General features: G+C 46.5%; 9 protein-coding genes. 4 read left to right on the plus strand and 5 right to left on the minus strand.

Going from position 1 to position 13,199, the window contains the following annotated elements; genetic code table 11:
- Positions 1-155 precede the first annotated feature (155 nt).
- Positions 156-746, minus strand: a complete 591-nt coding sequence (locus ACYVD4_RS27985; protein WP_460951265.1) for a TetR/AcrR family transcriptional regulator — start codon at positions 744-746, stop codon at positions 156-158.
- 507 nt (positions 747-1,253) lie between these two features.
- On the opposite strand from ACYVD4_RS27985, the gene ACYVD4_RS27990 reads away from it, so the two are divergent.
- On the plus strand, positions 1,254-1,409 hold the full coding sequence (locus ACYVD4_RS27990) for a hypothetical protein (protein WP_460951267.1): 156 nt from the start codon (positions 1,254-1,256) through the stop codon (positions 1,407-1,409).
- Between the two features lie 266 nt (positions 1,410-1,675).
- Here ACYVD4_RS27990 and ACYVD4_RS27995 read toward each other — a convergent pair whose 3' ends face one another.
- Complete coding sequence (locus ACYVD4_RS27995; RefSeq protein ID WP_460951268.1) at positions 1,676-1,816, minus strand: integrase core domain-containing protein; 141 nt, start codon at positions 1,814-1,816, stop codon at positions 1,676-1,678.
- A 694-nt stretch (positions 1,817-2,510) separates the two neighbouring features.
- Here ACYVD4_RS27995 and ACYVD4_RS28000 point away from each other — a divergent pair.
- Complete coding sequence (locus ACYVD4_RS28000) at positions 2,511-4,244, plus strand: alpha-amylase family glycosyl hydrolase (protein ID WP_460951270.1); 1,734 nt, start codon at positions 2,511-2,513, stop codon at positions 4,242-4,244.
- Positions 4,245-4,373: 129 nt separating this feature from the next.
- Here ACYVD4_RS28000 and treF read toward each other — a convergent pair whose 3' ends face one another.
- Entirely contained in the window at positions 4,374-5,984 is a 1,611-nt protein-coding gene (treF, locus tag ACYVD4_RS28005) for an alpha,alpha-trehalase TreF (protein ID WP_460951271.1), read from the minus strand.
- A gap of 164 nt (positions 5,985-6,148) precedes the next feature.
- Complete coding sequence (treS, locus tag ACYVD4_RS28010) at positions 6,149-9,535, minus strand: maltose alpha-D-glucosyltransferase (RefSeq protein ID WP_460951273.1); 3,387 nt, start codon at positions 9,533-9,535, stop codon at positions 6,149-6,151.
- Positions 9,536-9,787: 252 nt separating this feature from the next.
- Here treS and ACYVD4_RS28015 point away from each other — a divergent pair, with 252 nt between their 5' ends.
- Positions 9,788-12,007 carry a bifunctional alpha,alpha-trehalose-phosphate synthase (UDP-forming)/trehalose-phosphatase gene (locus tag ACYVD4_RS28015; protein ID WP_460951275.1) on the plus strand — a complete coding sequence of 740 codons (2,220 nt, stop codon included), beginning with the start codon at positions 9,788-9,790 and terminating at the stop codon, positions 12,005-12,007.
- Positions 12,008-12,031: 24 nt separating this feature from the next.
- On the opposite strand, the gene ACYVD4_RS28020 is transcribed toward ACYVD4_RS28015, so the two are convergent.
- On the minus strand, positions 12,032-12,220 hold the full coding sequence (locus tag ACYVD4_RS28020) for a hypothetical protein (protein ID WP_460951277.1): 189 nt from the start codon (positions 12,218-12,220) through the stop codon (positions 12,032-12,034).
- A 238-nt stretch (positions 12,221-12,458) separates the two neighbouring features.
- Between ACYVD4_RS28020 and ACYVD4_RS28025 the strand changes: the two genes are divergently transcribed.
- A complete protein-coding gene (locus ACYVD4_RS28025; RefSeq protein WP_460951279.1) occupies positions 12,459-13,136 on the plus strand; it encodes a response regulator transcription factor in 678 nt (225 codons plus the stop codon).
- Positions 13,137-13,199: the final 63 nt, after the last annotated feature.

Consider the following 13,199-nt stretch of genomic DNA (forward strand, 5'->3'; position numbering starts at 1 on the left):
GCGTAGTATAGCGAACGAACCGGTGAATTCGTTTACGATCGATTAGCCAGTTACCGGCGCTATTTTATACCAGTTAGTCTACTTAGTTTGTTAACGAGGTGCTTATTCATTCATTTCAAGAATAGACCAAACGGTCTATTTCAAGCCAAAAAAAATTAAAGAGCGTACCGATCGAGTTCTGCTTTCAGGCTTTTGATGAGTGCCTGCATGGGTTTGGCGGTATCCATCGAACGGCACATAATTAAACCACCCTCTACGGCAGCGGTAAGCTTGAATGCGTACAGAGCGGGTTCCAGGTCAGCGGAAAATTCACCGGCATCGATACCCTGTTGCAGCACTGCGGCCAGCCCTTCCTGTCCCCTACGCAGCATCCGCGCAATCCGCTCCTTAATGGCTGGAAAATTGTCGTCCGATTCAACGGCCATGTTGAAAATAGGACAACCACCCGCAATGTTTGTATTGAAGGGGTCCCGGTAATAGTCTAGAAAGGCAAACACTTTCGCTTTAACCGTGCTGCCTTTGCTAACCGCTACGGTGATCTGTTCGGCTGTCTGGCTGAGCATAAAATCGGTTACCTGAAGCGCTAGATCTTCTTTACTTTGAAAGTGACCGTAGAGACAGCCTTTGGTTAGCCTGGTAGCTGCCAGCACATCATCGATACTGACCCCGGAAACCCCTTTTTGGTTAAATAGGGGGGCGGCTGTTTCGAGGATAAACTGTTTGGTTCGTTCCGCTTTCGTAAGCATGGCTCAAAAATAGACCAAAAAGTTTATTTTACCATAAGACACGCTTTTTTTTTAAAAAGTTTATACGCATTTCGACAGTAGCATGGGGGCGGGCATATCTACAACTATTCCGGTAACATACATCACTGAAGCTGCTCTGATGACTATGCTTTACTTCAACTTATACTGGATAAAGTCTCCGCTATAGCTATGTCAGCTTCATTGATAAACGATGCGGCATCAGAGGCCAGAAACAATACCATTTCGGCCACCTCCTCCGATTAACTGCCTAAATAGGCTAAAACGTCCGGTGTAGCATCCGATGTCAAACTAGGCGCTTCGATTGATCCGGGGCTGACGATTTGACCCGGATCAATCGAATGGTCAGCTCATTCAACGCAATATGGGCAACCTTATTGATAGCCCATTTAGTAGACACATAAGCGCCGGTGTTCATCGAAGCCGATTTTAAAGACGCAAATAGCGCGTCAAAATCGGCTTCGGTAACGTGTTCGATGCAGGCAAACGATGCGACACCGCCCAGTTAAACAAAGCCAAGAAGCTGGCTGGTTTGTTAACGACTTTGGTGGTGGCTTTGACGGTTACCCAACCTGTGGAGTCGATCACCGATCAGCAAACCTGAAGGGAGTCTTTGCTGATGTCAAGGCCAACACAATAGCGTAGGAAAGATGTTATAAACAAAGGGGATAAAAAGTGAAACATCCTGACTACTTTTCTGACTCGGGCACATCGATGGCAGATCACAGTAATAAACTGCACCTATGGATACTGTCAAAGGACAGGGTTCAACGCAGCCAGCGAGTTCAAGATCGGGTTATTCTCCGTCTCAGCCGCAGACCCGAGGTACTGGTGCCCCCCGTCAGGTCTTACTCAAAATTGCACTTTTTCTGAGAGAACCACCTTATGACAAAGATATGAGCTACGGACGGTCAAATCTCTATGGACTCAAAGACTGCCTCTTTAGCTCTGGCTTGAGTTTGAAAATCATGCTCATAGACCAACTCCAACTTGAGGTTTTTGAAAAAACTCTCCGCCACAGCGTTATCCCAGCAGCTACCTTTCCCACCCATACTTTGCACAACCAGCGGGTGTTTTTCAGCAGTCTAGTGAAGCTATGACAGGCATACCGAACCCCTCGAGCCAAATAAAAGATCAACTTGCGTTCGATTGGCCCGGTTTTATGGGATTGAATTGGCGCTTCAAATGGTTTTCGGCCACTGGGTAGGTATGTTTTGAATTCGTAGAAGTAACTACATACTGCTTCTGAATGACGCTTTTAAGATTAGACTGCTTCATCAGTCTGGCTACGCGGGGTCGTGATACCTTCACGCCATAAGCGTTTATGTCCAGTCAAATGTAGCAGCTCCAGGAATCCGTGAAACATAATTTTAAATAACCACTTAAAGTAAATCTTCTTAAAGAAGAGGGAATTAAGGTTTAGTAAATCCATATTGAAGCATAAATTGAATGTTTGCCCATAAATCTATTCCTCTAAGCACTTTCTAAGTTTTGCTTAAGCTCATTCTAAGGACATGATGCGTAGTTTGGTTGTTTGCAACCCTAAACGATACGTATCATGCCTACACTTACTCAACTAATACTGTCTCTGTTTACTATTTTAATTGTCACTGTATTCGTATGCGTTTTTCAGCTTCGTATGGCTGTTAATATGCTACGTATACGTCTTAATATCAGTGAATTTGTTCGCTTTTAAGTCAAATCAGATTTTAAAAGGTATGAAGTGAGAAATAGTAACCATGAGCTATGAAAATAATGAGTAAACCAGCTATAAACAGACGAAGACTTGGTGTAACCTTTACGGCCGACCTACAGGCAAATGTCGTCGTATGGATACCTCAAGCTAACCAAGTTGCTCTTTCGATTAATAATCATGCGCTAATCCTGCCTTTACAGAAAGATGGAAACGGCTACTGGCGACTTACTACAAATGCCTTAAAACCCGGCGACACGTATACGTTTGTGCTCGATAATGAGAAAGAATGCGCTGATCCAGCGTCTTTGCTCCAACCCGAAGGCGTATACGGCTCGTCGCAGGCGTTCGACACCAGCGCCTTTTACTGGGAGGATTCGAGTTGGGTGAATCCGCCAATTGATGAATACATTGTTTATGAACTGGATATACCGGATTTCACCAGCGATGGTACGTTAAAGGCTGTTATCTGGAAGCTTCGCCACTTAAAAAAGCTTGGTATAAATGCGATTCTGCTTCGGCCCGTTACCGATTTCCCGGAAGCACGTAGCGGAAATACGGAAGCTGCTTTCTTATTCGCCGTTCAGGCAGCCTACGGCGGCCCCGGTCAATTACAGCAATTAGTTAATGCCTGCCATTTCGAAGGCATGGCAGTTATGTTGGATGTAGCCTATAAACAGACTATGCCGGGCAGACGTAGCAGTAGACAACCAGTGTCCCGTAAACAGGAAAACCGTCTCGATTCGAATGTCTCCAGTGAAGCTTACCGACACTACATTATTGAAAATGCGCTGATGTGGTTTCGTGATTTTCACGTAGATGCACTACGTCTGAAAAATGTTTCTTCTCAATCAGATGCAGAACGGTTATTATGGAAAATGCGGGAAGCAACGAATAGTTTGACAGCTCAAACCGGGCGGCAGCATTATCTTCTTGTTGAGCAGGATTCGTCACCGGTTTCGATAGATTTTATAGAGGGAAACGAGTTACAACATTCCGATTGTCAAGCAACAAGTAAAGATAACTGCAATACCTACTACATGAACCTAACGGGTAAGTCGCACCAGACAAAACAGTATCGGAAAGACTGTTTATGCGATGGTAGGTTTTCGAAAATTCTTCAGGATTTGTTTGAACATAAGTTTGAAGCGCCCCCCGAAGAGGCTCTTGTTTCGGGGCTGCAAACCTATCATCAACCTTATGAGCAGTCCGATGAACCGATCAACAGTGAATTGCTAAAACTTATTGCTGGTTCTATGATGGTAAGTCCCTGTATTCCGACGCTGTTTATGGGCGAAGAATGGGGAGTAACCAGTCCATTTAGGCGGGTAGGACATCATGAATCCGTCAGAACGGATTCTGAATACGAGCTTAACTTGTTGGTCGATTCTGGAAATTCGGTTTCGTCGGGTTTGCCGTGGGAATTGTTGAACGAGTTGCCTAATCAAACTTTGTATCGCTATTATCAATCACTTACAGATCTCCGGCGAAACCAGCCCGCGCTGCATCATCTGAATCCAAAGCAGGCGAATGTGATTTATCAGGATGGTGAGCCTACGTTGCTGTTGCATCGTTCGTATAATACAAATCAGATCGTATGTCTGATGAATTTTTCGCACGAAAAACAGAGTGTTACGTTACCTGATTTAGGGAAAAACTGGCAAAAACTGCTCGACTCTGCCGACCCGGTCTGGAACGGCCCCGGCTCTGCGCCAGAATCTTTGACGAATGCAAGTACCTGTATGCTGCAACCCGAATCCATCGTTGTATACATAGCCCAATCCTAGTTGATGGATCGTTGCCTCTCGTCCGCTTCTTTTTCGACAGGATGTACAGGATAAAACAGATTTAAATAATTCTGTACATCCGTTACATCCTGTTAATCCTGTCAAAAAAGGAACTTGCCCTACACCCGTTTATTTTTCCCGGAGAAGCGTTAATAAAACGCCGTTTGTCCAGCCAAAACCATCCTGATTCGGATACTCACCACCTTTAGCTGCTGCGGTGCTCATCACATCGTATTTTTCGACCAGTTTTCCGTTGGCCTTATAGACACGCAAATTTTCAGCCACCCAGCTTGTTTTAATTTTATTGGCCAGGGGTAGCTGCCGATAATTACGTAGTCCCTGAATAGCAACCCATTGCAGCGGAGCCCAGCCATTTGGCGCGTCCCACTGCTGGCCAGTACGTACCAACGTAGTCGTTAAGCCGCCCGGCTTTAAAAATGATTGTTCCAGCTTACGGGCTACAGAAATGGCCTGCGCCGACGTAGCGATTTTGGTAAAAAGCGGATATACGGCCGCCAGTGAATAAACGGAAGAAGGTTTTCGGGCAACAAAGTCATAATCGAAAAAGAATCCGCTTTTGGCGTTCCAGCAGTAGCGTTGAATAGCGTTACGTCGCTGTTGAGCCAGTTGTTCAAATTCCTTTGATCGGCTCAGATTGCCCTTCAGCCGATACGCATTGGCCAGCGTTTGTTCCAGATTGAAAAGCAGGGTGTTTAAATCGACCGGAATAAAATCGGTAGTGTGAATAGTACGTAGATTTTTTCCATCACTTAACCACCGACTGCTGAAATCCCAGCCCGATTCGGCAGCCGCACGCAGGTTTCTATAAAGCATTTGCGGATTTTTGGCTGAGCGAGCCAGTTGCCGGTCTTCCCGATACGATTCAGGACGGGGAGTCTGCTGGTCATCGTAATAGCGATTGAGATAAACCCCGTCGGCCAGCCACACTACGCGCCGATAGGATGGATTCTGGCTTGTTACCTGCTCTTTTCCGGCCATCCAGAAATCATACTCCCGTTGTAGTTCGGGCAGATACGTAGTGAGTACCCGGCGTCCCTGAATTTCACTCAACAGATTGACCATCAATGAAAAAAAGGGCGGTTGGGATCGGCTCAAAAAATACGTTCGATTGCCGTTGGGAATAAACCCGAACGTTCGGATCAGGTACGCAAAATTATCGACCATATTCCTGATCTGCACCGTCTGGCCCGATGCACGAAGCCCCAGCATGGTAAAATAACTGTCCCAGTAATAAATCTCGTTGAACCGTCCGCCGGGTACTACGTATGGCTTGGGTAAAGCAATCAACGAGCCAGTAGGTTCACCCGCTTTCGGACGGGACGTAGCGGACCGGGTCAGCACTGCCCACAAATCGGTAATATGCTGCTCTGCCGACTGCCCCGCTTTGCTGGTGTACACAGACGCCGGTTGATCGGGTAGCGTAAAGTGTTGGAGAACAAAGGTTTTTAGGTTGAAATTGGGCTGACTTCGGGCTTTTTCGTAGTTAGCCAGAATGGTGGCTGGCGGAAATTTAGGCACACAATCGGCGAAGGTTTTCGAATCTGGGAAAACGGATTTCTGCTGAACAGCCTCAAATAATTCCCCAAACTGCACATCCGGGCCAGCGGGTATCGACGGTGTTGTCTGTTTTGTTGCGGGTAAACGTTGTCCCTGATTTTGACTGGGAACGGCAAAAAAGAATAAGCTATAAAGTAATACGTAGTGCGTGAATCGATTCATGAAAAATGGTTTGCCTGGTGCATACTGGCCAGCCGTTTTACTGACGAACACGTACCTGCCTTTTGTTACGTGCGTTCATAGGCCAACAGTAAGAACGTACTGATACAGTCGCTGATCCCCAAAAACGAAAAATCAGCAACTGCATCAGTACACTATGTAAACGATTAAATATCAGCGGTGGTACTTGCCACGGCCTCAGCCTCCTGCGGGTCGAATACGAAAGCCTGTAATCCTGTCTGGTTCGTAATCGATTGGATGATTTGTAACGGAATACGTACCCAGTCGGGTCGGTTTTCCAGTTCATTTGTCAAATCCGAAATGGCTTTTTCAAGCAGATAAACTTCCAGCATCATTTGAAGGTCGGCGGGCTGATCAGGAATAAATGAGCAATCCTGCGTTGTTTCCTGATACGCTTCCATGAAAAAATTAGTCATGCATCTCGCCCAGAATTCAGCGTAAGGAAGCAGTTGAACCGTATCGTCGGCCAGCACCTGATTGTTTTGCAGAAACCCTTCGTAACATACGTAGTAAAACGAGCGAATCATGGCCGCTACGTCGCGCAGAGGAGATCGCTTCAACCGACGTTCGCTATAACTACGGGTATGGTCACCGCCAAAATCCTGAATGAGAATATCTTTCCCCGTCAACAGAATCCGCTCAAGTTGAAGATCACCATGAATTCGAATTTTCGTGGTGTCAAGTTTTTTCGAATAAATCCGTTTTAGGAGATTCAGAATAATGTCTTTTTGCCCCAGAACGTGTTCTACGTCCTGTCGTATGTCGTTGGGAAGCCGTTGCAGATTCCGTTTCTGGGTCTGGTAATTTTCACGAACCAGTGATTGTAGGCCCGAAAACAATGATCGCTGATAATGCAGAGAGAAATCTTCTGGGGCAAAATCGCGATTCATACTGTCGGAGGCTAATGCGTTGTGCATCTGCCCGATACGTATGCCCAGAAGCCGTATCTGCTGGGCGGCCCGGTGACCAATTAACTCTTGTGTTTCGAACGGTAACGTACTGAATGCGACAGGCTGGCTGAGTGATCCCATGGGCGTTGCCAACGATATTGCCAACTGTGTTTGATTACGTGCCAGAATACGTTCGATGAAATTGTCGATACGTTCGAGTACGTAGCATTTTCCTGTATCGTGCCACGCATTCATTTCCTGCAATACACCTAGCATAATCGGTTCGCCTGCCGAATACATGTCAAGCGACCCCGCTAGCGTTGGAACGTTTGGGAAACCCACCTGCTCAGACAAGAACTGAGTGAGTTCTGCATCTGGATTTGCCCGTACATCGACTCGCCTGAACACCTTCAACAGATAATGATAATCGTAGGCGATGGCTGTGTAAGCTGAATTGGACGAAATTAATTTTGGTTTTACTGAATCGTGGCTTTGCAGATAATCCTCCAGTGTCGATTTACCCTGAAAAACAAGATTTCCGCCGTTATACTGAGCTTTCTGAGCCATTTTCTGAACAAACGCCTGTTGCACTTCTGGAAGATACAGGCCATCGCAGAGAAACCCGGATTCATGCCCCAGTTCGAGCTTAGCGAGCATAGCCTGTGGCGTGTTCTGTATCAATTTGGCCGCCTGCAACTCATCGGCAAAAGCGATACATAACTGGAAAATTTCGGGGAGCCCATGCTCATACGAAACTTCGAGTAAAAGTATATAGGCCGACCCGACCGGTAGCAGTAAAGGAGCGTGATTAACAATAGTCACGCTACGTATGGTCTGCTGTTTTTCGCGGAACCAGTCGGTTCGGAGCAGATAGTCGGGTAATACGTTGGTTTCCAGGCGTTCGCGAGTGCCGTTATTCAGGATTTGCCCCCAGAGTGCCACCCGAAGTTCAGGTAATTGAAAAGGTGGCTGGACGGCTGTATGAGCTTTTTCCAGCACAAACCACTGATAATCGTGTGGGGCTAACGTAAAGAAATAGGTCTCGCTTTCGGAAACCGCCGGAAAGGCATTCCGGCTAAATACATCGACCGGAACGTAGCCACTAAAGCCCGCCAATTCGACCGCTGCGGGTTGTGAATACTTCGATAAATTGATGATAATTAATAACGTTTCGTCTTCGTAGGTACGTGTGAAGGCCAGCACTTTCGAATTTTCGACGTTCAGAAATTGTAAATCCCCCCGTCCAAACGCTTTATATCGCTTCCGAATGGTGATCATCCGCTTCATGAACCAGAACAGCGACGACGTGTTGGTACGTTGCGTTTCAACATTTACCGATTCAAAATGATACTCGGGATCGAGAATGGTGGGTAGGTAAAGTTTGTGCGGATTGGCCTTCGAAAATCCGGCGTTCCGGTCGGGCGACCATTGCATGGGTGTGCGAACGCCATCGCGATCGCCCAGATATACATTATCGCCCATCCCGATTTCGTCGCCGTAATAAATAACCGGTGTGCCACGTAGCGAAAACAGCAGACTGTTCATCAGTTCTATTTTCTTCCGGTTGTTGCCAAGTAACGGAGCCAGTCGGTGACGAATGCCCAGATTGATACGTGCTTTGGGATCTCGGGCATAGGTCTTGTACATATAATCCCGTTCTTCATCGGTAACCATTTCGAGGGTCAGCTCATCGTGATTACGCAGAAAAATAGCCCATTGGCACGTATCAGGAATGGCAGGCGTTTGCTCGAAAATGTCGCTGATGGGATACCGATCTTCCATCTGCAAGGCCATAAACAGGCGAGGCATTACCGGAAAATGGTAATTCATGTGGCATTCGTCGCCGTTGCCGAAATAGGAAGCCGAATCTTCGGGCCACATATTGGCTTCGGCCAGAAAAGCAACTCCCGGAAAGTACGTATCGACATGCTCACGAAGCCGCTTCAGAAAGGCGTGGGTTTCGGGTAGATTTTCGCCGTTGGTTCCTTCCCGCTCGAACAGGTACGGAACCGCATCCAGCCGAAAGCCATCAACACCCATCGAGCACCAGAAATCGATGATTTTGAAAATTTCGTCCTGAACAAGCGGATTATCGTAATTCAGATCGGGCTGATGATAGAAAAAGCGATGCCAGTAATATTGTTGCGCTTCCGAATCCCAGGTCCAGTTCGATTGCTCGAAATCCTGAAAAATAATCCGTACATCCTTGTATTGGTCAGGATCATCGGTCCAGACGTAGTAGTCGCGTTCGGGCGATCCTTTGGGTGCTCTTCGGGCACACTGAAACCACGGGTGCTGGTCGGATGTATGGTTAATAACGAGTTCGGTAATTACTTTCAGATTGCGTTGATGGGCTTCGTCGAGCAGGTTTTTAAACTCGCCGATGGTACCATATGACGGATTGATGGTGTAATAATCTGCAATATCATAGCCATCATCGCGCAGGGGCGACGGATAGAAAGGAAGTAGCCAGATAGCCGTAATGCCTAACTCCTGAAGGTAGTCCAGCTTGCTGAGTAACCCCTGAAAATCGCCAATTCCGTCGTTATTGCCATCGCAGAAGGCTTTGATGTGAAGTTCGTAAATAACAGCATCCTTATACCAGCGGAGGTTATTACCTAAGTCTATCGTATGTTCTGTCATAAGTGCGTTCAAGTCAAAATTTGTTGCGCCGATGTGGGCATTGCTACCACATCGAGCTTTTGGCAACTTCCGATTTCGATTTAAAAATTCACTTATAATCTGCTTAGAAATTACTTAGAAGACAGAAATGTCACTGAAAATCAGGTTGATTTTATGAGTTCTAAGGAGTTTCTAAGAATTGCTTAAGCCCCCTCTAATTCCTGCGTGCGTCTTTTGTTTAAGACACTGAGCGTTCAGAAATACGCACAATACATGCAGACATTTAATTCTTCTTTCAAGCGATTATTGATTGTTTCCTATCGACTTCCATTCACGATTCAGCAAACTGAGGTAGGTACAGAACTACGTCAGAATTCCGGCGGACTGGTTTCGGCAGTTTTGTCGATGGCTGAGCAAATGGGGCAAAAACAGGATAATCTGGAAACCAAAATCCACTGGGTCGGTCATGGCGATACGTCGTTGCAACAGGCGCACCCAGCCATGCTTGAGAATGATACGTTCGTAGCCCATCCGGTTTTTATGGACGAGGAAGTACATACGGGTTTTTATTATGGTTTCAGTAATGATTTAATATGGCCGCTTTTTCATTATTTCCCTTCATACGCATCGTTTAAAGATGCTGATTTTCAGCGCTATCAACAAGCCAATGCACGCTTTCTGGAAGAATTAACCAAGTTAATCGAACCCGGCGATCTGGTCTGGATTCACGATTTTCAGTTGATGCTTTTGCCCGATATGCTTCGGCGTGCCGTACCCGATGCTACCATTGGCTATTTTTTTCATATTCCTTTTCCCAATTACGAAATCGTAAAACTGCTGCCCCGTACCTGGCGGCATATGCTGATCAATGGCATTGTAGGGGCTGATGTGGTTGGGTTTCATACAACGGATTACGTCCAGCATTTTCTCCAGTGTGTGGCCGAAGTGCTGGAGTTGCCTATGCTTGGCTCACGTATTGTGCTGGCAGATCGTTCTGTCGTGGTAAAAGACTTTCCAATCAGTATTGATTTTCACAAGTTTAATGCGAGTGGACAGGAGAACGATGTGATTACCATGCGTGAGCACTATCAGGAGCTGCTGCGGCACAACAAAGTTATTTTCTCCGTCGATCGGCTCGATTATACGAAGGGCATTATTTATCGATTGCAGGGGTACGAATGGTTTTTGATGCATAATCCAGACTGGCACAACAACGTAACGTTTGTGATGACGGTTGTTCCATCGCGCGATAAAATTGGTCAGTATCAAGAGCTTAAGCGGGAGATCGAGGAAACAATTGGCCGAATCAACGGGCGGTTTGGCACTATTGGCTGGCGTCCGATTGTGTATTCCTACAATTCATTGACATTCACCGAACTGCTGGCTTTGTATACCGCCTGCGACATTGCCCTGATTACACCGATTCGTGATGGGATGAATCTAGTCTGTAAAGAGTTTGTTGCCAGCCGTTACGATCATAAGGGAGTGTTGATATTGAGTGAGTTAGCCGGAGCGGCTCGGGAATTACAGGATGCATTGATTATTAACCCGACCGATACGCAGGAAATGGCCGAAGCAATCCGGCAAGGGCTGGAAATGCCTGAATCAGAACAGAAACAACGAATGTTACATATGCGGAAGCACTTGCAAAACCATAACGTATTTCGCTGGAGCAACGATTTTCTGGTTGCCTTCAACGACGTAGCGAATCAGCAGCAGGAACTGGAAACCGACTTGCCGGTAGAGTCGTTTGTCAGTGCGTTTGATGAAGCTCGCCAACGCTTATTACTGCTTGATTTCGACGGTACGTTGGCACCCATTGTGAATAACCCGGCCGATGCCCGGCCGTCGGAATCATTAAAAAATACGTTACTGCATTTGGCCGAACATAGCGACGTGGTGGTTATCAGCGGTCGAAATCGGGCCTTTCTGGAAAAAACATTCAGCAACATTCCTGTTCATCTGGTTGCCGAGCACGGCGCTTTTCTGAAAAAGGCCGATCACCCCTGGGAACGGCTCGATTTATCGACCGACGACTGGGTGACCGCAGTACGTTCGACGATGAATGAGTTCGTGAATCGATTCGCCGGTTCGTTTATAGAAGAAAAAGAAACTGCGCTTGTCTGGCATTACCGAATGGCTGAATCTGAGGATACTGAAACACAGGCAATTGAGCTAGCAAATCTGCTACGTAGTGCCTCGTTTTCGATTCCGTTATCAGTTATTCAGGGAAATAAGGTTGTGGAAGTGAAAGCCGCACAACATAGCAAAGGCACCGTTGCGCTCACCATTCTCGATCACAAATCATACGATTTCATTGCCAGTATGGGCGATGATACGACCGATGAAGACATGTTTCGGCAGTTGCCAAACTGGGCGTATACGGTAAAAGTGGGGTCGGGTCAATCGTTTGCCCGTTATCGGCTGGCCCGGCAACAGGACGTAGAAACACTATTATATCGTATGGGTAACGTATTGGAAATTAGCGAATAAGTTAATTACGCTACGTCTATCGGGCTAGTCGTTACTATTGGCATTTTGATGCGTATCGGTTTGTTGTTTTTCCTGATTCAGACGTCGGAGCAGATGACTATAGTGTGGAGGAAGGGAGTCAGTCCCCGAAGCGCGAAAGCCGAACCATGCACTGCTGAAATAACTCAGTATACCGATAACCAGAATTATAATTGCGATAATTAAATACGTCATAATCAGATAATTATTTAGATAACGAGCGAGTTAGGAGGCATTAGGCAATCGTTGATAGCGCTCTGTCAGTGAGAAAACAGAGCCACTTTCAACGTTGCCATGAGCGCATTTACTACGCTACTTCCCGAAAAGTAGACGAGACTAATAAGGCACTCCTTAAAGAGAACTTAGAATTTACTTAGAACACCATTGCCTTAAAGCCGTTTATTTGAGTGATCTCTAAACCTTTCCGCAGACTATGAAGCTCTTAGTGGTTGAAGACGAAGTCAAAACGCTGCAGGCTATTCAGCAGGGGCTGGAAGAAAGTCAGTTTGAAGTAGATATAGCTTATGACGGACTAATTGCCCGGCGGCTGGCGTTGAAAAACAATTATGCCGCAATTATTACCGATCTGATTCTGCCGGGACTAAATGGCTATGAACTTTGTCGGCAATTGCGGGCAGAAGGGCTCACTACGCCCATTTTGATGCTGACTGCGCTAGGTGAAACGGAAGATAAAATTTCGGGCTTCGACGCGGGAGCGGATCAATACCTGACAAAACCGTTTCAGTTTGGTGAATTACTGGCACGGGTGCGTGCACTGACCAAGCGAGGTACACAGGTAGCTATGACGGCTCAAACAATACGTTATGGAGGAATAGAGATGAATCTGGATGCCAAGACGGTAATACGTGATGGCAAACTAATTGAGTTAACAGCCCGTGAGTTTGCTCTGCTAGAATTTCTGATGCGCAATCAGGGAAGGGTTTTGTCGAAACCGGAAATCGCCGAACACGTATGGGATCTGAATTTTGATACGGGCACCAACGTAGTGGAAGTGTATATCAATTACCTCCGCAAAAAAATGGATAGAGATTTCCCCAAGAAACTGATTCACACCCATTTTGGTATGGGTTATATGTTTAAGGAAGAATAGTAAGGGGTAGCAGGGCAATTTATTAGGCGGGGAGTAGTCGGAATAACCCCGCTGTACCGAGCC

The sequence above is a fragment of the Spirosoma daeguense genome (assembly GCF_054776875.1).

Coding starts and splice junctions, on each gene's coding strand:
- treS (WP_460951273.1), bottom strand. CDS start 9,535: ATGACAGAACATACGATAGACTTAGGTAATAACCTCCGCTGGTATAAG.
- ACYVD4_RS28015 (WP_460951275.1), top strand. CDS start 9,788: ATGCAGACATTTAATTCTTCTTTCAAGCGATTATTGATTGTTTCCTAT.
- ACYVD4_RS27990 (WP_460951267.1), top strand. CDS start 1,254: ATGCGACACCGCCCAGTTAAACAAAGCCAAGAAGCTGGCTGGTTTGTT.
- ACYVD4_RS28000 (WP_460951270.1), top strand. CDS start 2,511: ATGAAAATAATGAGTAAACCAGCTATAAACAGACGAAGACTTGGTGTA.
- treF (WP_460951271.1), bottom strand. CDS start 5,984: ATGAATCGATTCACGCACTACGTATTACTTTATAGCTTATTCTTTTTT.
- ACYVD4_RS28020 (WP_460951277.1), bottom strand. CDS start 12,220: ATGACGTATTTAATTATCGCAATTATAATTCTGGTTATCGGTATACTG.
- ACYVD4_RS28025 (WP_460951279.1), top strand. CDS start 12,459: ATGAAGCTCTTAGTGGTTGAAGACGAAGTCAAAACGCTGCAGGCTATT.
- ACYVD4_RS27985 (WP_460951265.1), bottom strand. CDS start 746: ATGCTTACGAAAGCGGAACGAACCAAACAGTTTATCCTCGAAACAGCC.
- ACYVD4_RS27995 (WP_460951268.1), bottom strand. CDS start 1,816: ATGGGTGGGAAAGGTAGCTGCTGGGATAACGCTGTGGCGGAGAGTTTT.